18 protein-coding genes are annotated in these 22,658 nt (G+C 56.7%); 13 read left to right on the plus strand and 5 right to left on the minus strand.

Translation table 11 applies throughout. The features are described from left to right. Positions 1 to 297 precede the first annotated feature (297 nt). From ribF to rihC, 6 genes are all read left to right on the plus strand, one after another. The gene (gene ribF / locus ACH1XZ_RS16140; protein WP_395596376.1) at positions 298 to 1,236 is read left to right on the plus strand and encodes a bifunctional riboflavin kinase/FAD synthetase; all 939 of its coding nucleotides are present in this window, start codon (positions 298 to 300) and stop codon (positions 1,234 to 1,236) included. Positions 1,237 to 1,269: 33 nt separating this feature from the next. After that, positions 1,270 to 4,119, plus strand: a complete 2,850-nt coding sequence (gene ileS / locus ACH1XZ_RS16145; RefSeq protein WP_395596377.1) for an isoleucine--tRNA ligase — start codon at positions 1,270 to 1,272, stop codon at positions 4,117 to 4,119. After that, positions 4,119 to 4,607 (plus strand): signal peptidase II, encoded by a 489-nt coding sequence (lspA, locus tag ACH1XZ_RS16150; RefSeq protein WP_395596378.1) that lies wholly within the window; start codon positions 4,119 to 4,121, stop codon positions 4,605 to 4,607. Before ileS ends, lspA begins: the two co-directional genes overlap by 1 nt. A gap of 141 nt (positions 4,608 to 4,748) precedes the next feature. After that, positions 4,749 to 5,198: an FKBP-type peptidyl-prolyl cis-trans isomerase gene (gene fkpB / locus ACH1XZ_RS16155; protein WP_395596379.1), complete on the plus strand. Its 450-nt coding sequence runs from the start codon at positions 4,749 to 4,751 to the stop codon at positions 5,196 to 5,198. A gap of 1 nt (position 5,199) precedes the next feature. Next, complete coding sequence (ispH, locus tag ACH1XZ_RS16160; RefSeq protein ID WP_395596380.1) at positions 5,200 to 6,150, plus strand: 4-hydroxy-3-methylbut-2-enyl diphosphate reductase; 951 nt, start codon at positions 5,200 to 5,202, stop codon at positions 6,148 to 6,150. A gap of 65 nt (positions 6,151 to 6,215) precedes the next feature. Next, complete coding sequence (gene rihC / locus ACH1XZ_RS16165) at positions 6,216 to 7,130, plus strand: ribonucleoside hydrolase RihC (protein ID WP_395596381.1); 915 nt, start codon at positions 6,216 to 6,218, stop codon at positions 7,128 to 7,130. Positions 7,131 to 7,136: 6 nt separating this feature from the next. On the opposite strand, the gene ACH1XZ_RS16170 is transcribed toward rihC, so the two are convergent. Further along, complete coding sequence (locus ACH1XZ_RS16170; RefSeq protein ID WP_395596382.1) at positions 7,137 to 8,045, minus strand: LysR family transcriptional regulator; 909 nt, start codon at positions 8,043 to 8,045, stop codon at positions 7,137 to 7,139. Between the two features lie 92 nt (positions 8,046 to 8,137). On the opposite strand from ACH1XZ_RS16170, the gene ACH1XZ_RS16175 reads away from it, so the two are divergent. The 4 genes from ACH1XZ_RS16175 (at position 8,138) to carB (ending at position 14,709) form a co-directional block, all read left to right on the plus strand. Further along, positions 8,138 to 8,770 (plus strand): alanyl-tRNA editing protein, encoded by a 633-nt coding sequence (locus ACH1XZ_RS16175; protein ID WP_395596383.1) that lies wholly within the window; start codon positions 8,138 to 8,140, stop codon positions 8,768 to 8,770. A 269-nt stretch (positions 8,771 to 9,039) separates the two neighbouring features. Then, complete coding sequence (gene dapB / locus ACH1XZ_RS16180; protein WP_395596384.1) at positions 9,040 to 9,861, plus strand: 4-hydroxy-tetrahydrodipicolinate reductase; 822 nt, start codon at positions 9,040 to 9,042, stop codon at positions 9,859 to 9,861. Positions 9,862 to 10,317: 456 nt separating this feature from the next. Then, positions 10,318 to 11,466: a glutamine-hydrolyzing carbamoyl-phosphate synthase small subunit gene (carA, locus tag ACH1XZ_RS16185; protein ID WP_395596385.1), complete on the plus strand. Its 1,149-nt coding sequence runs from the start codon at positions 10,318 to 10,320 to the stop codon at positions 11,464 to 11,466. 18 nt (positions 11,467 to 11,484) lie between these two features. Then, the gene (carB, locus tag ACH1XZ_RS16190; protein WP_395596386.1) at positions 11,485 to 14,709 is read left to right on the plus strand and encodes a carbamoyl-phosphate synthase large subunit; all 3,225 of its coding nucleotides are present in this window, start codon (positions 11,485 to 11,487) and stop codon (positions 14,707 to 14,709) included. Positions 14,710 to 14,769: 60 nt separating this feature from the next. Here the strand turns inward: carB and celB are convergent, their stop codons facing one another. From celB to ACH1XZ_RS16205, 3 genes are read right to left on the minus strand one after another with little or no spacing between them, the layout of a single operon-like run. After that, positions 14,770 to 16,119: a PTS cellobiose transporter subunit IIC gene (gene celB, locus ACH1XZ_RS16195; protein WP_035896004.1), complete on the minus strand. Its 1,350-nt coding sequence runs from the start codon at positions 16,117 to 16,119 to the stop codon at positions 14,770 to 14,772. A 49-nt stretch (positions 16,120 to 16,168) separates the two neighbouring features. Continuing rightward, positions 16,169 to 17,473 (minus strand): 6-phospho-beta-glucosidase, encoded by a 1,305-nt coding sequence (locus ACH1XZ_RS16200; protein WP_395596387.1) that lies wholly within the window; start codon positions 17,471 to 17,473, stop codon positions 16,169 to 16,171. Between the two features lie 16 nt (positions 17,474 to 17,489). Further along, entirely contained in the window at positions 17,490 to 17,795 is a 306-nt protein-coding gene (locus ACH1XZ_RS16205) for a PTS sugar transporter subunit IIB (RefSeq protein WP_395596388.1), read from the minus strand. A gap of 272 nt (positions 17,796 to 18,067) precedes the next feature. On the opposite strand from ACH1XZ_RS16205, the gene ACH1XZ_RS16210 reads away from it, so the two are divergent. After that, on the plus strand, positions 18,068 to 19,147 hold the full coding sequence (locus ACH1XZ_RS16210; RefSeq protein ID WP_395596389.1) for a MurR/RpiR family transcriptional regulator: 1,080 nt from the start codon (positions 18,068 to 18,070) through the stop codon (positions 19,145 to 19,147). Positions 19,148 to 19,328: 181 nt separating this feature from the next. On the opposite strand, the gene ACH1XZ_RS16215 is transcribed toward ACH1XZ_RS16210, so the two are convergent. Continuing rightward, complete coding sequence (locus ACH1XZ_RS16215; RefSeq protein WP_395596390.1) at positions 19,329 to 20,549, minus strand: amino acid deaminase; 1,221 nt, start codon at positions 20,547 to 20,549, stop codon at positions 19,329 to 19,331. A gap of 202 nt (positions 20,550 to 20,751) precedes the next feature. Here ACH1XZ_RS16215 and ACH1XZ_RS16220 point away from each other — a divergent pair, with 202 nt between their 5' ends. Both ACH1XZ_RS16220 and ACH1XZ_RS16225 read left to right on the plus strand, forming a co-directional pair. Then, a complete protein-coding gene (locus tag ACH1XZ_RS16220; RefSeq protein ID WP_395596391.1) occupies positions 20,752 to 22,209 on the plus strand; it encodes an N-acyl-D-amino-acid deacylase family protein in 1,458 nt (485 codons plus the stop codon). Continuing rightward, the gene (locus ACH1XZ_RS16225) at positions 22,209 to 22,604 is read left to right on the plus strand and encodes a RidA family protein (protein WP_395596392.1); all 396 of its coding nucleotides are present in this window, start codon (positions 22,209 to 22,211) and stop codon (positions 22,602 to 22,604) included. The genes ACH1XZ_RS16220 and ACH1XZ_RS16225 overlap by 1 nt, the downstream gene beginning before the upstream one ends. Positions 22,605 to 22,658: the final 54 nt, after the last annotated feature.

A 22,658-nucleotide genomic window follows, 5' to 3' on the forward strand; every position in this document is an offset into this window, starting at 1 on the left:
ATTCAAAGGCCGAGGAATATGCCCGTTTAGCCTTCTTTTGTCAATGGATTTGTGCAAATAAGCGCCGTTAATTTGACAACGCTGCATTACGTATTGATGGCGCAGGATTCTACCAGCTTGTGGGCAACGAATACAGTCCTTCCGGCACAAAAATCATGCGCGTCGGCCATATTTTCTTACCTTTCCAACGGATGCTGATGAAAACATTCCTTCTTTCCGCCGTGAGGTGTAATCGCGGGTTAACGTGGCGGGTTGTACAAGGTATACTCTGACGATTTTCACTCTTTTGAGCCAGACATGAAGCTGATACGCGGCATACATAATCTCAGTCAGGCACCGCATGGGTGCGTGCTGACCATTGGTAATTTCGACGGTGTGCATCGTGGGCATCAGGCGTTGCTGCAAGGCTTACGTGCCGAAGGCAGGGCGCGCGGTTTGCCTGTGGTGGTGATGATTTTTGAACCGCAGCCGCTGGAGCTTTTCGCGGCTGACAAGGCCCCGGCACGCTTAACGCGGCTGCGTGAAAAGCTGCGCTATCTGGCCGAGAGTGGAGTGGACTACGTACTCTGTGTGCGCTTTGACCGTCGCTTTGCGGCGCTGACCGCGCAGGACTTTATCAGCGAACTGCTGGTGAAGCGCCTGGGGGTGCAGTTCCTCGCCGTCGGTGATGATTTCCGCTTCGGCGCTGGTCGTCAGGGCGATTTCTTGTTATTACAGAAGGCTGGCGTAGAGTTTGGTTTCGATATCACCAGTACCGAAACCTTCTGCCACGGGGGCGTGCGCATCAGCAGCACCGCGGTGCGTCAGGCGCTGGCCGAGGATAACCTCGAACAGGCCGAAAGCCTGCTGGGTCATCCGTTTATTATCTCCGGGCGCGTGGTGCACGGCGATGAGCTAGGCCGAACCATTGGTTTCCCGACGGCGAATTTACCGCTGCGTCGTCAGGTGTCCCCGGTTAAAGGGGTCTATGCGGTGGAAGTGACGGGGCTGGGTGATAAGCCTCTGCCGGGCGTGGCAAACATTGGTACGCGCCCGACCGTTGCCGGCGTTCGCCAGCAACTGGAAGTGCATTTGCTCGACGTTGTAATGGACCTTTACGGTCGCCATATAGATGTAGTGCTGCGTAAAAAAATACGCAACGAGCAGCGATTCGCATCGCTGGATGAACTAAAAGCGCAGATTGCGCGTGATGAATTAACGGCCCGCGAGTTTTTTGGGCTTTCAAACCCGGCTTAAATGCCTACGTAAATATACGGAACCGAGAATCTGATGAGTGACTATAAATCAACCCTGAATTTGCCGGAAACAGGGTTCCCGATGCGCGGCGATCTCGCCAAGCGTGAACCGGGAATGCTGGCGCGTTGGACTGATGATGACCTGTACGGCATCATTCGTGCAGCCAAAAAAGGCAAAAAAACGTTCATTCTGCATGATGGCCCTCCTTATGCGAACGGCAACATTCATATTGGTCACTCGGTTAACAAGATTCTGAAAGACATTATCGTGAAGTCCAAAGGACTTTCCGGTTATGACTCTCCTTACGTGCCTGGCTGGGACTGCCACGGCCTGCCTATCGAGCTGAAAGTTGAGCAAGAATTTGGCAAGCCGGGCGAGAAATTTACCGCCGCCGAGTTCCGCGCGAAGTGCCGCGAATACGCCGCAACTCAGGTTGACGGCCAGCGTACCGACTTCATCCGTCTGGGCGTGCTGGGCGACTGGCAGAAGCCATACCTGACCATGGACTTCAAAACCGAAGCCAACATCATTCGTGCGCTGGGCAAAATCGTAGCCAACGGCCACCTGCACAAAGGCGCGAAGCCGGTGCACTGGTGCGTTGACTGCCGTTCTGCGCTGGCGGAAGCGGAAGTTGAGTATTATGACAAAACCTCCCCGTCCATCGACGTGGCGTTCCACGCCGCTGACCCGGACGCGGTAAAAGCGAAATTTGGCGCCGCCAACGTGACCGGCCCAATCTCTCTGGTTATCTGGACCACCACCCCGTGGACCCTGCCAGCGAACCGCGCTATCTCTCTGGCGCCTGATTTTGACTACGCGCTGGTGCAGATTGACGGCCAGGCGCTGATTCTGGCAAGCGACCTCGTTGAGAGCGTGATGAAGCGCATCGGCGTGAGCGACTACACCATTCTGGGCACCGTCAAAGGCGCCGAGCTGGAACTGCTGCGCTTCACCCACCCGTTCATGGGCTTCGACGTTCCAGCCATTCTGGGCGACCACGTGACGCTGGATGCCGGTACCGGTGCGGTACATACCGCCGGTGGCCACGGCCCTGACGACTACGTGATCAGCCAAAAATACGGTCTGGAAATCGCTAACCCGGTTGGCCCTGATGGCGCTTACCTGGCGGGCACCTACCCAGAACTGGACGGCGTGAACGTCTTCAAAGCCAACGACAAAATCGTTGCGCTGCTGACCGAAAAAGGCGCACTGCTGCACGTAGAAAAAATGCAGCACAGCTACCCATGCTGCTGGCGTCACAAGTCACCGATCATCTTCCGTGCGACCCCGCAGTGGTTCGTCAGCATGGATAAAAAAGGCCTGCGTATTCAGTCTCTCAAAGAGATCGACCGCATCGAGCAGGAAGGCCTGGCGAAAGAAGATCTGAGCGGCTGGATCCCGGCCTGGGGTAAAGCACGAATCGAATCCATGGTGGCGAACCGTCCTGACTGGTGTATCTCCCGTCAGCGTACCTGGGGCGTGCCAATGGCGCTGTTCGTGCATAAAGACACCGAAGAGCTGCACCCGCGCACCACTGAACTGATGGAAGCGGTCGCTAAGTACGTTGAGAAAGACGGTATTCAGGCGTGGTGGGATCTCGACCCGCGTGAAATCCTCGGCGACGACGCGGACAACTACGTCAAAGTGCCAGATACTCTGGACGTATGGTTCGACTCCGGTTCAACCAGCTACTCCGTTGTGGATGCGCGCCCTGAGTTCGGCGGCCATTCTGCGGACATGTATCTGGAAGGTTCTGACCAACACCGCGGCTGGTTCATGTCCTCCCTGATGATTAGCGTCGCGATGAAAGGCAAAGCGCCATATCGCCAGGTACTGACCCACGGCTTCACCGTGGATGGTCAGGGCCGTAAGATGTCTAAATCTATCGGTAACACCGTTTCTCCGCAGGACGTGATGAACAAACTGGGCGCGGATATCCTGCGTCTGTGGGTGGCATCAACCGACTACACCGGCGAAATGGCGGTATCGGATGAAATCCTGAAACGTGCTGCCGACAGCTATCGTCGTATCCGTAACACCGCGCGCTTCCTGCTGGCGAACCTTAACGGTTTCGACCCGGTAAAAGACATGGTGAAACCGGAAGACATGGTGGTGCTGGATCGTTGGGCGGTAGGCTGCGCGCAAGAAGCGCAGGCTGACATCATGAAAGCCTACGAATCCTATGACTTCCACGAAGTGGTACAGCGCCTGATGCGCTTCTGCTCCGTAGAAATGGGCTCGTTCTACCTCGACATCATCAAAGACCGCCAGTACACCGCGAAAGCGGACAGCGTGGCGCGTCGTAGCTGCCAGACTGCGCTGTACCATATCGCAGAAGCGCTGGTTCGCTGGATGGCGCCAATCATGTCCTTCACCGCCGACGAAATCTGGGGCTACCTGCCGGGTAACCGCGAGAAGTACGTCTTCACCGGCGAATGGTATGAAGGTCTGTTTGGCCTGGCCGACAGCGAAGCGATGAACGATGCGTTCTGGGAAGCGCTGCTGCAGGTTCGTGGCGAAGTGAACAAGGTCATCGAGCAGGCGCGTGCTGATAAGAAAGTTGGTGGTTCTCTGGAAGCGGCAGTCACCCTGTACGCCCAGCCGGAACTGGCGGCTAAGCTGAACGCACTGGGCGACGAATTACGATTTGTCCTGTTGACCTCCGGGGCGACCGTTGCGGATTATGAAGCGGCAACCGCCGATGCCCAGCAGAGCGAACTGCTGAAAGGGCTGAAAGTGGCGCTGAATAAAGCCGAAGGTGAGAAGTGCCCGCGTTGCTGGCACTACACTCAGGACGTCGGTAAGGTGGCGGAACACGCAGAAATTTGCGGACGCTGTGTGAGCAACGTGGCCGGTGACGGCGAAAAACGTAAGTTTGCCTGATGAGTAAATCGATTTGTTCAACAGGGCTACGCTGGCTGTGGCTGGTTGTAGTCGTGCTGATTATCGATCTGGGCAGCAAATACCTGATCCTCCAGAACTTTGCTCTGGGGGAGACGGTTTCGCTGTTCCCGTCGCTTAATCTGCATTATGCGCGTAACTATGGCGCGGCGTTTAGCTTCCTGGCCGACAGCGGCGGCTGGCAGCGCTGGTTCTTTGCGGGTATCGCTATCGGTATCTGTATTGCGCTGGCGTGGCTGATGTATCGCTCGAAGGCCTCGCAAAAGCTGAATAACATCGCCTATGCGCTGATTATTGGCGGCGCGCTGGGTAACCTGTTCGACCGTCTGTGGCACGGCTTTGTTGTCGACATGATCGATTTCTACGTCGGCGACTGGCATTTTGCTACCTTCAACCTGGCCGATACGGCAATTTGTATCGGTGCTGCGCTTATCGTGCTGGAAGGTTTCCTGCCGAAAAAGCAGGCGTAAGATAATGCCGGATGGCGCTGCGCTTATCCGGCCTACAATCCGTTGTAGGCCCGGTAAGCGTAGCGCCACCGGGCACTCGTTGCGCCTAACGTATAACAATAATCGTCATTCCAATGTCGTAAGATAAAAGGCTGTCCCTGCATGTCTGATTCGATTCAAAGCAATAGTGCGGTGCTGGTGCACTTCACGCTGAAACTGGACGACGGCTCTACCGCTGAGTCGACCCGTAACAACGGCAAACCGGCGCTGTTTCGTCTGGGCGATGCCTCCCTGTCTGAAGGGCTGGAGCAGCATCTTCTCGGCCTTAAGGCCGGGGACAAAAAATCTTTCTCTCTGGAGCCTGACGCGGCGTTTGGTGTTTCCACGCCCGATCTTATCCAGTACTTCTCCCGCCGCGAATTTATGGATGCGGGCGAACCGGAAATCGGCGCTATCATGCTGTTCACCGCAATGGACGGCAGCGAGATGCCGGGCGTGATCCGCGAGATCAACGGTGACTCCATCACGGTTGATTTCAACCACCCGCTGGCGGGCCATACCGTTCATTTTGATATTGAAGTACTGGAAGTCGATCCGGTACTGGAGGCGTAACATGCAGATCCTGTTGGCCAACCCACGCGGCTTTTGTGCAGGCGTTGACCGCGCTATCAGCATTGTTGAAAATGCGCTCGCCATTTATGGCGCGCCAATCTACGTTCGTCACGAAGTGGTGCATAACCGCTACGTGGTGGACAGCCTGCGCGCACGCGGCGCTATTTTTATCGAGCAGATTAGCGAAGTGCCGGACGGCGCTATCCTGATCTTCTCCGCCCACGGCGTCTCTCAGGCCGTGCGTAACGAAGCGAAAAGCCGCGACCTGACGGTCTTTGACGCGACCTGCCCGCTGGTCACTAAAGTGCATATGGAAGTAGCGCGCGCCAGCCGTCGTGGCGAAGAGTCGATTCTTATCGGCCACGCCGGTCACCCGGAAGTCGAAGGCACCATGGGCCAGTACAGCAACCCGAAAGGCGGCATGTATCTGGTTGAATCGCCGGAAGACGTCGTGAAGCTGGCGGTGAAAGACGAAAGCAAGCTGTCGTTTATGACCCAGACCACGCTGTCGGTAGACGACACTTCTGACGTCATCGACGCGCTACGTGAGCGTTTCCCGAAAATCGTCGGCCCGCGCAAAGATGATATCTGCTACGCCACCACCAACCGTCAGGAAGCCGTGCGATCGCTCGCCCAGCAGGCGGACGTGGTGCTGGTTGTCGGGTCGAAGAACTCTTCCAACTCCAACCGTCTGGCCGAACTGGCGCAGCGGATGGGCAAAGCCGCCTATCTGATTGACGATGCGTCAGACATCCAGGAAGCCTGGGTGAAAGGGGCCGCCTGCGTGGGCGTCACCGCCGGGGCATCCGCGCCGGATATTCTGGTGCAGAACGTTATTGCTCGCCTGCAATCGTTGGGCGGCGGCGAAGCGATTACCCTTGAAGGCCGCGAAGAGAATATCGTCTTTGAGGTGCCGCGCGAACTGCGTGTGGATGTTCGTGAAGTCGAATAAATTAATTCTCCCGCAGATGTGAAAAAATGCCAGGCTTAACGTCTGGCATTTTTTATGGAGAAATCATGCGACTGCCTATCTTCCTGGATACCGACCCCGGTATTGACGACGCCGCAGCGATTGCCGCCGCGCTGTTTGCCCCCGAGCTGGATCTCCAGCTAATGACCACCGTCGCCGGCAATGTCTCCGTCGAGAAAACAACCCGTAACGGCCTGCAGCTGCTGCATTTCTGGAATGCAGATGTGCCGCTGGCGCAGGGCGCGTCCGCCCCGCTGGTTCGCCCGCTGCGCGACGCCGCGTCGGTGCACGGTGAGTCCGGCATGGAGGGTTATGATTTTGTCGAGCATAACCGCCAGCCGCTGGCGAAACCGGCGTTTCAGGCCATCCGCGATGCGCTGTTACATGCGCCGGAGCCGGTCACGCTGGTGGCGATTGGCCCGCTGACCAATATCGCGCTGCTGCTGACGCAGTATCCTGAATGCCGCTTCAACATCCGCCGCCTGGTGATTATGGGCGGTTCCGCCGGGCGCGGTAACTTTACGCCGAACGCCGAGTTTAATATCGCCATTGACCCGGAAGCGGCGGCGCTGGTATTCCGCAGCGGTCTGGAGATTGTGATGTGCGGGCTGGACGTCACCAACCAGGCGACGCTCTCGCCGGAATATCTGGCCTCGCTGCCCACGCTGAATAAAACCGGCGGCATGCTTCACGCGCTGTTTAGCCACTACCGCAGCGGCAGTATGCAGAGCGGCCTGCGCATGCACGACCTGTGCGCGATTGCCTGGCTGGCGCGTCCGGCGCTGTTTACCCTGCAAAACTGCTTCGTCGCCGTAGAAACACAGGGGCAATATACCGCCGGGACAACGGTAGTGGATATTGAAGGGAAGCTCGGCCAGCCCGCTAACGCGCAGGTGGCGCTGGGACTGGACGTCGAGGGCTTCCGTCAGTGGGTGGCAGAGGTCTTTGCGCTGGCGCCGTAATTTTCTTTAGCGGCTATGTTGCGATAGCTTCTCACTCAGATAATCAATCATCGCCCGCATTCTGGCGGGCATATGTTGGTTGCGCGTCCATAACAGCCACAAATCGCCGCTATAGTCGCTGATAAACTCCCACGCCGGCAGCACCTGCACAATCTCACCGTTAGCCAGCGCCTCCCGCGCGGTAAACAGCGGCAGGCTGCCAATGCCGAGGTGGTTTTTCACCGCATCCAGCCGCACGCCGGTATGGTTAGCGGCATAGCGCCCGTGAGTCTGAATCGTCTCGCTTTTGTCACCCAGGCGGAATTTCCAGCGCGAGTCGGCGGGCGTTTCGCCAAGGCTGATACAGCAATGTTCGCGCAGTGCCTGTGGGGTATCCGGCGTGCCGTGCTGACGTAAATACGTTGGAGTGGCGCAAATCACATGGCTCACCGGCATCAGCGCTTTGCCGTACAGGCCGGGGGAGGGTGACTGGCTGATACGTAGCGCCAGGTCGATGCCGTCGTCAATCAAATCCATATAGCGGTCTTCAAGGCGCAGACACACGTCGACGTCCGGGTAGCGTTCCAGGAACTCAGCCATCAGCGGATGAATCACAAAACGTCCCACCGCTTTCGGCACGCTCACGGTCAGCTTGCCCTGCGCCACCTGCTGGCGGCTACTGCCGGAATCCAGCGCCATCTGCGCGGCATTCAGCATCTCCTGTGCGTGTTCATACACCATTTTCCCCGTCTCGCTCAGTGCCAGCTTGCGGGTGGTGCGATGCAGCAACTTACTGCCCAGCGCCTGCTCCAGGCGCGACACGCTGCGGCTGATGGCGGAAGGTGTGGCTCCGGCGGCTTTTGCCGCCGCGGTAAAGCTGCCCTGGTCGATGATCAACACAAAGGTGGCCAGGTCGGGAAGAAGGTTAGGGTTCATTTGTGCGTACCAGGCAAAGATGCATTGAGTGGGCGCGGGATTATCGCCGTTGATAAAGTGAATATACTCTTCTCATCAAGAGGAGAACAATCATGACTGAACGTCTTTACTACACCTGCGATAACACTGAAGGCCAGGCTAACGTGCTGAGTTGTACGCCAGAGCCGGACGGGCGCTACGCGGTGGTGCTGGATAGCACGCTATTTCACCCGCAGGGCGGCGGGCAGCCTGCGGATGTGGGCTGGATTGATGATGAGCCGGTTGAAGCGGTGCTGTCGCGCGGTGATGATGTGCTGCATATCGTGGCAAAACCGTTATCTCCCGGCGCCGTGAATCTGCGCGTGGATGCCGCGCAGCGCCAGCTGCACGCCCGGCTGCATTCTGCGGGGCATTTGATTGGTCTGGCGGGAACCGAATACGGCTGGCATCCGGTAAAAGCGCACCATTGGCCCAATGAGGGGCGTATTACTTTCGCCGCCGCTGGAAACGGCACGCTGCCGGATGCGCCGTCGCTGCTGGCAAAAATCAGCGCCTGGCAGGCGGAAAATCTTGCCCGACAGGTGACCTTCGCCGATGGGTTGCGTCAGGTTGGTTTTGGCCATCTCCCGGCTTACCCGTGCGGGGGAACCCACGTTGCCCATCTTTCGGACATTGGGCCGGTGACGATTACCCAAGTGAAGATGAAAAAGGGGCAGATGATCGTCAACTATACGCTCGAGGCGTAAAACGCGCCTGGCGAAATTATCTTCGCGGATTCGCTGGTCACTGCTCGGTTTTCCCGTTATTTTTCCATCGTCTTGCGCCATCCTGAGCGCGTTTGACTTCTTTCCTTTGCGGCGGCAATGATTCATCCTACGGGATGAATCATGTCTTTTACTGATATTCCTCTCTGTTTATCATTAAATTCTAATTATGGGCGTTTTCGGCTGGCGACCCTGCAGCGGGCTGGTTACTCTGAAAACGATTTACGCAATTTTAACAAAAGAGAATAGCTATGCATGAAGCACAAATCCGCGTCGCCATTGCTGGCGCTGGCGGCCGCATGGGACGGCAGTTAATCCAGGCAACCCTGGCGATGGAAGGGGTTCAATTAGGGGCTGCGCTGGAGCGTGAAGGCTCTTCTTTACTGGGCAGCGATGCCGGTGAACTGGCGGGCGCAGGAAAATCTGGCGTCACCGTTCAGAGCAGCCTGGAAGCGGTAAAAGATGATTTTGACGTGTTCATCGATTTTACCCGTCCGGAAGGCACGCTGGCGCATCTGGCGTTTTGTCGTCAGCACGGTAAAGGCATGGTCATTGGCACCACCGGTTTCGATGATGCCGGTAAACAGGCTATTCGCGAAGCTTCACAAGAGATTGCGATCGTTTTCGCGGCCAACTTTAGCGTCGGCGTTAACGTCATGCTCAAGCTGCTGGAGAAAGCGGCGAAAGTGATGGGTGATTATACCGATATCGAAATTATTGAAGCGCACCACCGCCATAAAGTGGATGCGCCATCGGGCACGGCGCTGGCGATGGGCGAAGCAATCGCCGGGGCGCTGGATAAAGATCTGAAGGACTGCGCGGTCTACTCCCGCGAAGGTTATACCGGCGAACGCGTGCCGGGCACCATTGGTTTTGCCACCGTTCGCGCCGGAGACATTGTCGGTGAACACACTGCAATGTTTGCCGATATCGGCGAGCGTGTAGAGATTACGCATAAGGCTTCCAGCCGCATGACCTTTGCTAACGGCGCGGTAAGATCGGCACTGTGGCTAAAAGCTAAGAAAAATGGTCTTTTTGATATGCGTGATGTGTTGAATTTGAATGAACTATAAGTATTTATTACCCATCGTGATGTGGTTATTGTAGTCATAATCAATTGATTACACAGGGCAATATTTTATTGCCCTTTATTTTATCTGTTTTTTTGGTTGTTTTATTATGAATCTCTTATTTTTAGATGTTATCTATCTAAGATTTGTTGGTTAAATGTAAATTTTGACCATCTGGTCTACTTTTTTACTCCCCTCGTCGAAATTTAACACTCTTCCTGCTCCGCAAGCGTTTTCTACAATGAGTTAGTTGATCTTTTTGATGGCTATCGCCTTGCTGTCACATCAATGGCGCAAAATAATAATAAAAATTGTCCTTTAAGGTAGACATTTGCCGAGGCTATCTCTAGAATGCCGCCGTTTGCCAGAAATACGTCGGTAAGCAGATTTGCATTGATTTGTGCCATTGTTATGCATTAATATGCAAATAAAGCGAGTAAATATTCTCTGGAGGGTGTTTTGATTAAGTCAGCGCTATTGGTTCTGGAAGACGGAACCCAGTTTTACGGTCGGGCCATCGGGGCAACGGGTTCGGCGGTTGGGGAAGTCGTTTTCAATACTTCAATGACCGGTTATCAAGAAATCCTCACTGATCCTTCCTATTCTCGCCAAATCGTCACTCTTACTTATCCCCATATTGGTAATGTCGGCACCAACGCCGCCGATGAAGAGTCTTCTCAGGTTCACGCTCAGGGTCTGGTTATTCGCGACCTGCCGCTGATTGCCAGCAACTACCGCAACACCGAAGACCTCTCTTCTTACCTCAAGCGCCATAACATCGTGGCGATTGCCGATATCGATACTCGTAAGCTGACGCGACTGCTGCGCGAGAAGGGCGCTCAGAACGGCTGCATCATCGCAGGCGATAACCTGGATGCTACGCTGGCCTTAGAAAAAGCCAAAGCGTTCCCAGGCTTAAATGGGATGGACCTGGCAAAAGAAGTGACCACGGCTGAATCCTACAGCTGGACGCAGGGTAGCTGGACGCTGGCGGGTGACCTGCCGGAAGCGAAGTCCGAAGAAGAACTGCCGTTCCACGTCGTGGCCTACGATTTTGGCGCGAAACGCAACATCCTGCGCATGCTGGTTGACCGTGGCTGCCGCCTGACGGTGGTGCCAGCGAAAACCTCCGCCGAAGAAGTCCTGGCGATGAATCCAGACGGCGTGTTCCTGTCCAACGGCCCTGGCGACCCGGCACCGTGCGACTACGCCATCGACGCGATTGAAAAATTCCTCCAGACCGACGTTCCGGTATTTGGCATCTGCCTCGGCCATCAGCTGCTGGCGCTGGCGAGCGGTGCGAAGACCATCAAGATGAAGTTTGGTCACCACGGTGGTAACCACCCGGTGAAAGATATGGACAAGAACGTGGTGATGATCACCGCACAGAACCACGGCTTCGCGGTTGATGAAGACTCGCTGCCAGCCAACCTGCGCGTGACCCACAAATCTCTGTTCGACGGTACCCTGCAGGGGATTCACCGTACCGATAAACCGGCGTTCAGCTTCCAGGGCCACCCAGAGGCGAGCCCGGGCCCGCACGATGCGGCGCCGCTGTTCGACCACTTTATCGAGCTTATTGAGCAATACCGTCAGTCCGCGAAATAATCAGGAGTAATAAGAGCCATGCCAAAACGTACAGACATAAAAAGTATCCTGATTCTGGGCGCGGGCCCGATTGTTATCGGTCAGGCGTGTGAGTTTGACTACTCCGGTGCCCAGGCGTGTAAAGCGCTGCGTGAAGAGGGCTACCGCGTCATTCTGGTGAACTCCAACCCGGCCACCATCATGACCGACCCGGAAATGGCCGATGCGACCTACATCGAGCCGATTCACTGGGAAGTGGTACGCAAAATCATCGAAAAAGAGCGTCCGGATGCAGTTCTGCCAACCATGGGCGGCCAGACCGCGCTGAACTGCGCACTGGAACTGGAACGTCAGGGCGTGCTCGAAGAGTTCGGCGTGACCATGATTGGTGCCACCGCCGACGCGATTGATAAAGCAGAAGACCGTCGCCGTTTCGACGTCGCGATGAAGAAAATCGGCCTCGACACCGCGCGTTCCGGTATCGCGCACACCATGGAAGAAGCGCTGGCAGTTGCTGCTGACGTCGGCTTCCCATGCATCATCCGCCCAAGCTTCACCATGGGCGGCACCGGTGGCGGTATCGCCTACAACCGCGAAGAGTTCGAAGAAATCTGCGAACGCGGTCTGGATCTCTCACCAACCAACGAGCTGCTGATTGATGAATCGCTGATCGGTTGGAAAGAGTACGAGATGGAAGTGGTGCGTGATAAGAACGACAACTGCATCATCGTCTGCTCTATCGAAAACTTCGATGCGATGGGCATCCACACCGGTGACTCCATCACCGTGGCGCCAGCGCAGACTCTGACCGACAAAGAATACCAAATCATGCGTAACGCCTCGATGGCGGTACTGCGTGAAATCGGCGTAGAAACCGGTGGTTCTAACGTACAGTTCTCGGTGAACCCGAAAGACGGTCGCCTGATTGTTATCGAAATGAACCCACGCGTATCCCGCTCCTCGGCGCTGGCCTCCAAAGCAACCGGCTTCCCGATTGCGAAAGTGGCTGCCAAGCTGGCAGTGGGTTACACCCTCGACGAACTGATGAACGACATCACCGGCGGCCGTACCCCGGCGTCCTTCGAGCCGTCCATCGACTACGTTGTGACGAAGATTCCACGCTTCAACTTCGAGAAGTTTGTTGGCGCGAACGACCGTCTGACCACGCAGATGAAATCTGTTGGTGAAGTGATGGCGATTGGCCGCACGCAGCAGGAATCCCTGCAGAAAGCGCTGCGCGGCCTGGAAGTCGGCGCGACCGGCTTCGACCCGAAAGTGAGCCTCGACGACCCTGAAGCCCTGACCAAAATCCGCCGCGAGCTGAAAGACGCGGGCGCTGAGCGTATCTGGTACATCGCCGATGCCTTCCGCGCAGGCCTCTCCGTCGACGGCGTGTTCAACCTGACCAACATCGACCGCTGGTTCCTGGTACAGATTGAAGAGCTGGTGCGTCTGGAAGAGAAAGTGGCGGAAGTGGGCATCAATGGCCTCGACGCTGACTTCCTGTTCCACCTGAAACGCAAAGGCTTTGCCGATGCGCGTCTGGCAAAACTGGCGGGCGTACGCGAAGCGGAAATCCGCAAGCTGCGTGACCAGTACAACCTGCACCCGGTCTACAAGCGTGTGGATACCTGCGCGGCAGAATTCGCGACAGACACTGCCTACATGTACTCCACCTATGAAGAAGAGTGCGAGTCTAATCCATCCGTTGACCGCGATAAAATCATGGTCCTCGGCGGCGGCCCGAACCGTATCGGTCAGGGTATCGAATTCGACTACTGCTGCGTACACGCCTCTCTGGCGCTGCGTGAAGACGGTTACGAGACCATCATGGTCAACTGTAACCCGGAAACCGTCTCTACCGACTACGACACTTCCGACCGCCTGTACTTCGAGCCGGTCACCCTGGAAGACGTGCTGGAAATCGTGCGCATCGAGAAGCCGAAGGGCGTTATCGTGCAGTACGGCGGCCAGACCCCGCTGAAACTGGCGCGTGAACTGGAAGCCGCAGGCGTACCGGTTATCGGTACCAGCCCGGATGCCATCGACCGTGCGGAAGACCGTGAACGCTTCCAGCATGCGGTTGACCGTCTGAAGCTGAAACAGCCGGCGAACGCCACCGTGACCGCGATTGAACAAGCGGTTGAGAAGGCGAAAGAGATTGGCTACCCGCTGGTGGTGCGCCCGTCCTACGTACTTGGCGGCCGCGCGATGGAAATCGTCTACGACGAAGTCGACCTTAAGCGTTACTTCCAGACCGCAGTTAGCGTTTCCAACGACGCGCCGGTGCTGCTGGACCGCTTCCTCGACGACGCGATTGAAGTCGATGTCGACGCTATCTGCGACGGCGAAATGGTGCTGATTGGCGGCATCATGGAGCACATCGAACAGGCTGGCGTTCACTCCGGTGACTCCGCGTGTTCCCTGCCAGCCTACACGCTGAGCCAGGAAATTCAGAACGTGATGCGTGAGCAGGTACAGAAGCTGGCCTTCGAACTGCAGGTACGCGGCCTGATGAACGTGCAGTTCGCGGTGAAAGACAACGAAGTCTACCTGATTGAAGTCAACCCACGTGCGGCGCGTACCGTACCGTTCGTCTCTAAGGCGACCGGCGTACCGCTGGCGAAAGTGGCGGCGCGCGTGATGGCAGGGAAAACCCTGAAGCAGCAAGGCGTGACCAAAGAAATCATTCCACCGTACTACTCGGTGAAAGAAGTGGTGCTGCCGTTCAACAAATTCCCAGGCGTTGACCCACTGTTAGGGCCAGAAATGCGCTCTACCGGTGAAGTGATGGGTGTGGGCCGTACCTTCGCGGAAGCGTTCGCTAAGGCACAGCTGGGCAGTAACTCCACCATGAAGAAACAGGGCCGTGCGCTGCTCTCCGTTCGTGAAGGCGACAAAGAGCGCGTGGTTGACCTGGCCGCTAAGCTGCTGAAACAGGGCTTCGAGCTGGATGCAACCCACGGTACCGCGATTGTGCTGGGCGAAGCTGGTATCAACCCGCGTCTGGTGAACAAGGTGCATGAAGGTCGTCCGCACATTCAGGACCGCATCAAGAATGGCGAATACACCTACATCATCAACACCACCGCAGGTCGTCAGGCGATTGAAGACTCCAAGCTGATTCGCCGCAGCGCACTGCAGTACAAGGTGCATTACGACACCACCCTGAACGGCGGCTTCGCGACGGCGATGGCGCTGAATGCGGATGCCAAAGACAAAGTGACTTCCGTACAGGAAATGCACGCGCAGATTAAAAAATAAGTGCGAGCAATAAAATAAAACGCCGGGCAGATGCCCGGCGTTTTTGTTTTTATATCCTTGTTACTGTTCCGTTGCTGGCATCGCCGCGGTGGTCTGCTGCGACTTGCTGGCCTGCTCCTCGCGGAATTTCAGGTTATCCCAGATGCGGAAGAACGGGTAATACATCACCAGCGAAATCCCAAGGTTGACGATTTGCAGCACCGAACCGGAGATATGTCCGCCGGTCGCCAGGTATCCACTGACCACAATCGGCGTCGTGAACGGCAGCGCAATCCCGGCCGGTTTGGCCACTAAACCGGTGGTCATCGCCACGTAGGAAACAATCACCAGCACTACCGGAGTCAGGATAAACGGCACCACCAGGTACGGGTTCATCACGATTGGAATACCAAATACCATCGGCTCGCTGATGTTAAACAGGCTGCCCGGCGCGGCGATTTTACCAAGCTGCTTCATCTGCACGCTGCGGCTGCGCAGGATCATAAAGATAACCAGCCCTAACAGCGCCCCGGTACCGCCCGGCGCAATCCACAGATCGTAGAACTGCTGGGTGATAATGTGCGGGATCGGCAGGCCGTTCTGGAACGCCTCCAGGTTTTCAGACATGTTGCTGAGCCAGACCGGACGGATAAACACCAGCACGATGGTGTCGCCGTGCAGGCCGAGCATCCATAGAATGCCAATCAGCAGCACCGAAATAATCATCCCCGGCAACGAACCGCCGACGTGGCTCATCGGAATACCAACCAGCTCGGTAATCATGGTGTTGATATCGCCAAATGGCGTCGCTTCAACCAGCAGACGTAGCGCCAGCACCACCGCCAGCACGCAGAAGCCAGGGATCAGCGCGAGGAACGATTTTGCCACCGCTGGTGGAACGCCTTCCGGCATGCGAATCACCAGGTTGCGATCGTTAACGAAGCGATAGATTTCGGTTGAGAGCAGGGCAATCAGAATGGCCACAAACAGCCCCTGGCTGCCAATCTGACCCATCGGCATGACACCTTTAACCAACTGCGCCACGTCGCTACCCGCCGGGGTAAACATGATGTGTTGTGGAATGGTCATCACGAAGGCCACCAGGGAGACAGCCCCGGCGGTCAACGGGTCGAGGGTGCGGTACTTCTCTGCCAGACGGTAGGCGATACCGAAGCTTGAGATCAGCGCCATGATGTCGTAGGTCGCTTTCACCGGATAGAGCACTTTTTCCTGCCACGTTGGGCCGAAAAGCTCAGTCATCAGCGTGCCGTAACCCGGCACCGGCAGATAGGCGAAGATCAGGAAGAACGAACCTATCAGCATAAACGGCATGTTCAGGATGATCCCGTCACGCACCGAAAGTACATGTTTTTGTCCGGCGATTTTGAGCGCGGTCGGTAAAACGTATTTATCTATTATCGACTTATTCACAGACACCCCCTGCCCGGTGCAGACGCTGCCGACCGGGCTATTGTTTTATTTATTGTTGGCTAAACTGCGGCAGCCACGCTTTATTGATAGTTAACACTTCATCGACCAGCGCCGATGCCAGATTCACATCGGCGACCAGCGGGTTGGCGACCAGCGCCAGCAGCGCTTTTTGCTTATCGCCATCCACGGCGGCATCAATGGTCAGACGCTCAAAATCCTTCACCTGCTGGGTCAGGCCGTTCATCAGCGGCGGCAGTTTACCAAAGGCCAGCGGATGCGCACCCAGCGCATCAATCAGGCAGTTAGTCTCTATCACCGCGTCGTCCGGCAGTCCTTGAATGGCACCGTGATTGGCGGTGTTCACCACCATCTCAATGCCAAGATTGTTATGCAGTGCGTTAATCAGCTGGACCGCCACTTCGGAGTAGAACGAACCGCCGCGCTGGCTCAGCTCCTCTGGTTTCTTGTCCAGATTCGGGTTGGCGTACAGTTTGAACAGTGACGCTTCGACCTTCATCACCTGCTCGGCGCGGGTGCCTTTGCTGTCGGCATCCGCCAGCTCGTCTTCCAGCATGGTACGGGTCTGCCAGAAATAGCGGTGATACGGGCAGGGAATGGCACGCAGCGCACGCAGCAGTTCCGGTGGCCACGGGATAGCCTTGATGTTGTTCATCGACAGCTGCTCGCCGTCGCACAGCATCTCGATAACCTCGTCGGTCGCATCGCGACCCGCGGCCAGCACCTGATGCACCCAAACCATATGATTCAGGCCGGCAAAGCGCAGCGAGACGTCGTCGTAAGGCAGTTTCAGCATGTCGGCAATCATGTGGTGCATGGTCACCGGCACGTTGCACAGGCCGATAATCTTTGCCTTGCTGTGACGTGATACTGCTTCGGTGACGATACCCGCCGGATTGGTGAAGTTGATGATCCAGGCATTCGGTGCCAGACGCTCAACGCGTTTGGCGATATCCAGCATCACGGGAATGGTGCGCAGCGCTTTGGCGAAGCCGCCAACGCCGGTGGTTTCCTGGCCCAGCAGCTTGTGACTTAAGCCCAGACGCTCATCAGCAGCGCGAGCCGGTAGCTGGCCTACGCGCAGTTGGGTGAGCACGAAGCTTGAGCCGATAATCGCTTCATCGGCATCAAAGTGAACCGACACCTTCACCGACTCCAGACCGTTGCGGTCGAGCATGCGGCGGGAGAGGGCGGCAATAATCTCGACCTTTTCACGACCACCTTCGACATCAACCAGCGCCAGTTCCGCCATTGGCAGGGAAGCATGACGCGCAATTAATCCTTCAACCAGTTCCGGGGTATAGCTGCTGCCCCCGCCAATCACGGTAATTTTCATTATTCTCTCCGAGGCCTTAGGCCATCAGTTGGATCGCTTTATCGAGTACGCGATCGCCGCGCATGGTGCCGTAGTCCATCATGTTGATCACGTCGACCGGTTTGCCTAATGGTGCGGACAGTTCACGCAGACGAGAGAGTTCAAACTGCACCTGCGGGCCGAGCAGCACCACGTCAGCCTGTGGCAGCATGCTTTCGATTTCGGCAACCGGATAAGCATTAATCTCGACCGCCAACGCGCGTTTTTCCGCTTCGGCGCGCATCTTCTGTACCAGCATGCTGGTGGACATCCCGGCGGCGCAGCACAACATGATCTTTTTCATGACAATATTCCCCTCACTTGAAAACATATTTCACACATTAGCCGTTTTACGTAGCATGTATGAAAATTATTTTCATGAGTGTGATCGGCGTTAAAATATTGCTTTACGGTATGTTATCCGCGTTAAAGTGTGATCAAGGTAAGCAAAACGAATATTTGTTGCTCATATACCGAAGGCGTCAGCGTCTGTTGATCGAATGAATTGAAAAATAATTTCAATAAATTATGATGTTTTTAACGAGCAGAATTTGCCGACATTAGGACTCTCTGGTTATGGATATTGTTTATCAGCTGGTGAATGGGCTATCGGGCCTGCCTGCGCAGGAATCCCGGCTGGCGCGCTTTTTTCTCGATAATTTTGCCCAGATACCTGAGGCAAGTATTGAAGAGCTGGCGGCAAAGGCGGGCGTGAGCCCCGCGACGTTACAGCATTTCTCGCGCAGTATTGGCTGTGCTGACCTCAATGACTTTATTGGCCAGGTGCGCCATCAGCAGCAGGAGAATCGTTTGAAAACGACGGCGGCACCGATGCTCGGCGACGCGGCATGGGTGGACGCCGGTACGCTGCAAAAGCTGGCGAAAAACGCCGGCATTGGCAGCGAGATCCTCGATCGTTTCTCGCACTCCATTGGCCGCGATGGCAGCGATGACATTCTGAGCCTGATCCGCCAACGACTGCAGGACTTCAGCCAGCAGGAGTCCCGCGTAGCGCAGACTATCCTCAGCGACGTGGCGTTTGCCGCCTCAGCAACCATCGACCAACTGGCGACGGCGGCAGGGGTCAGCCCGGCGACCATCACCCGCTTTGCCCGCGCCGCAGGCTGCGACGATATTCGCGATTTGCGCATGAAGCTGGCGCAGGCCAGCGCACCGGTTGCCAGCGGTGATATGCCGGGGCCGTGGCGCGAGCGGCTTAACCAGATCCAGTATTCGCTGAACGCGCAGCTTCACGAGCTGCTGCCTGCCGCCGTTGAACGGGCGGCAAGCCTGCTTAAACAGGCGAAAGCGGTGCATATTTTTAGCGCCAGCACCGCCGATAATCCGTTCGCCAACGTATTACAGTACCGTCTGCTGACGCAGGGGTATCCGGCTAACGTCTGCCAGGATCCGGCGTTAATGGGAATTACCGCCTCGATGCTTGGCGTTGGGCAGGTGCTGGTGGTCTTTGCCGGTACGCCGCCGGGCAGCGCGCTGATTGCCGCTGTGCATCAGGCGCGATGGGCAGGGGCGGATATCATCGTGATTGGCCAGCAGGAAAGCGCACTCAGCCATCAGCAAAACGTCACGCTACCGCTTAACGACGCGCGTTACGGGTCGTTGCTGATTGTTGATTTGATATGTGATTCGATGTGAGTGTGATGCTTTCCCGGCGTCGCGTTGCTCGGCCGGGCTACATGCACCGATTCGGTTTTGTAGGCCTGATAAGCGTAGCGCCATCAGGCGGATTGGCGCTGATTGCCGGATGGCGGCATAGCCTTATCCGGCCTACAACGACATGCGCGGTAGCCCGGCCGAGCAACGCGACGCCGGGGGCTCAGAACGCCGTCTCTAACGTTTCCAGCACGTTATACTCGTCATCAACCAGCAGCAGCGCCTTCCATTTGTCGAACGTCAGGCAAGGGTGCGAGGTGCTGAACACCAGAATATCCCCCACCTTCACGTCCACGCCTGGTGCCAGCTTCAGCATGGCGTGCTGGTCCATAATACCGGTGGTTTCAATGCTGTTCGCCACCATTTCTACTAATTTCCCCGCGCGATAATGGGCAATGGGTTGCGGTAATCCGGCATCAAACGCGCTGTCGCGCTTGCCGAAATTGACGATCGCCCGGCCGCTTTCCGGCACCGACTGCACCATCGCCACCAGTTCCAGCGCAGAAACCAGATCGCCGCCGAGGTCGCAGGCCGTCTGGTCACGCGCGACGATCGCGTTCTGCGCTTCCAGATAGATCCCCGCATCGTGGGTGATATAGCAGCCAGGGCGGATCACCACCCGGCAGTCGGCCGGTTTCGGCTCGGCAAGCCAGACGTTACACACCACGTCGTACCAAACGGAGCCCGCGCCGGTGAGGATAAACTCGCCCGTCACATAGCGCTCAAGCTGGCAGGCCAGCACGGCGGCATCGCGCAGCAGCGCTTCCACCTTCGGCTGTGGGTTATCACCGTGCAGCACGCCTTCATACAGCTCCAGACCGCGCAGACGCAGCGCCGGTAAGGTGGCAACCTGCTCGGCAAGCGTGAGCGCCTGTTCTGCGGTTCGACACCCGCAGCGGCCGCCCGGTACGCCAAGCTCCAGCAGAATATCCAGCGTCTGGTTTTGCGCGGCGAAGAACGCCGAGAGCGCGCGGGCGTTATCGAGGCTATCGACGCAGCACAGGTAATCCACCGCCGGGTATCCCATTTTGAGCCGTGCTATCAGCGCCATATTGGCCTTGCCGATGAGCTGATTCACCATCAGTACGCGCTGGATCCCACTTGCTGCAGCAATGCTTGCCTGCCAGGCGCTGCCCACACCAATGGCCCAGGCTCCCGCTTGTTGCTGCTGTGAAAAGATCCACGGTGTCATGGTGGTTTTACCGTGCGGGGCGAGCGAGACGCCGCGCGTATCGGCGTAGTGCTGCATCCACTGAATGTTGTTGGTTAGCGCCGCTTTTTTAATGACCGCGGCGGGCAGGCAAACGTCTTCATTGAGGATGTTTGTTGGGGTAAATAGCGTTGCGGATTTGTGGGGTACGATGAGGCTTTCATGGTATTTCATAACATAAATCCTTCCGGTTTTTAGCTTATATCATGAATGTTTGATTATCTATCTTGTTGTAAATAATCTGTTTTTATTGTTTTCGTTGATTTTTTTGAATAAAAGTATCATTAATTAATGCATGTTTTGCGTAGTCTTTCACTGTTTTCAGCGCTTGTAAATGGTCAAATTCAAGGCAGAAAACGACAGGGGTAGAGAAGAGATGCAGTTCGATTATCTGTTCAGGAACGTCACGGTTATCGACGGCAGCGGCGGCCCGCAGTATCGCGGCGATGTTGCCATCAAGGGCGATCGCATTGTGGAGATTGCGCCCGCTATCGACGGGCAGGCACAGCATGAAATTGACGGCACCGACCGCGTGCTGGCACCGGGGTTTATCGATGTTCACACCCACGATGACATTAACGTTATCCGCATGCCGGAGTACCTGCCCAAAATCAGCCAGGGCGTGACCACGGTGATCGTCGGTAACTGCGGGATCAGCGCCGCGAGTGCGACGATCGCAGGCGACGTGCCGGATCCGATGAACCTATTGGGCAATGCAGAACAGTTTATCTACCCGACGGTTAACGCCTACGCGGACGCGGTCACGCAGGCGCGTCCGGCGGTGAACGTTGGTACGCTGATCGGTCATACCGCACTGCGTAATAACCAGATGGACTCGCTGTTTCGTCCGGCTAACTATCAAGAAATTCAAGCCATGCGCGGGCAGCTGCGGTTGGCATTGCAGGAGGGGGCTTTGGGGCTCAGCACCGGGCTTGCCTATGCTTCCGCCTTCCAGTCGACGACCGAAGAGGTGATGGCACTGGCGGAAGAGTTGGCGGCGGAGAACGGAATTTATACCACCCATCTGCGCTCGGAGTTTGAACCCATTCTCGATGCGCTTGATGAAGCGTTCCGTATTGGCCGCCACGGCAAGGTGCCGGTGGTGGTCTCGCATCACAAATGTGCGGGCGCGAATAACTGGGGGCGCACCGTGGAAACCCTGGCGCTGTTCGATAACGTTCGCCAGCAGCAGGACGTTTCCTGCGACTGCTATCCGTATTCCGCCAGCTCGTCGACGCTGGATATGAAGCAGATTACCGCCGATTTTGACATCGTTATCACCTGGTCAACGCCGCATCCGGAGATGGCCGGGCAGACCTTAAAGCAGATCGCGCAAAGCTGGTCGCTGACCCTGGAAGAAGCGGGTAAGCGGTTGATGCCTGCCGGCGCGATTTACTACAACATGGACGAGCAGGACGTGCAGCGGGTGCTGCGCTATCCGCTCACCATGGTGGGCTCGGACGGTTTACCCAACGACCCGATGCCGCATCCTCGCCTGTGGGGGGCGTTCCCCCGCGTGCTGGGGCACTACAGCCGCGATGAACAGCTGTTCCCGCTTACCGTCGCGGTGCACAAGATGACAGGCCTGTCGGCGGCGCGTTTTCAACTCACCGACCGCGGACTTATCAAGCGCGGTTATTTTGCCGATCTGGTGCTGTTTGACCCACAAACTATCCGCGATGTCGCAAGTTTCAGCGACCCGCAGCAGCCCGCCGCCGGTATCGATGCGGTAATGGTCAACGGGGTGATGAGCTACGGGCAGAATCACAACATTATCGGGCGCGCCGGGCGATTCCTGCGCCGGTCAGCCGGAAAAATTAAGGAGCAGCAATAATGAGCATTAAACGTTATGGCGTCGGCGGCAGCACGGGAACCGGCGGGCAGTCTTTGCCGTTTGCCAAGGCCGTTGAGGCCGGTGGCTGGCTGTATGTCTCCGGGCAAACACCAATGAAGGATGGCGAAGTGGTGGAGGGCGGTATTGTTGAGCAGTCGCGGCTGGCGATTCAGAACTGCGTGGATATTATGCAAGACGCGGGATACAGCCTGGCGGACGTGGTGCATGTGAAGGTCTATCTGACCGATGCGCGCTACTTCCCGTCTTTTAACAAGGTGTTCCGCGAGTTCTTTGCCGACCATCCGCCGGCGCGCGTGTGCTGCGTGGCGGATTTGGTGGTGGATTGTAAGGTTGAAGTGGATTTGACCTGTTACAACGCGGAGCGGGTGAAGTAACTTTGCGGGGTGGTGCGGGTTTTACCCTCACCCCGGCCCTCTCCCTGGAAGGGA

Source organism: Kluyvera chengduensis (assembly GCF_044197065.1).
In the GTDB taxonomy this organism is placed as follows: domain Bacteria; phylum Pseudomonadota; class Gammaproteobacteria; order Enterobacterales; family Enterobacteriaceae; genus Kluyvera; species Kluyvera ascorbata_C.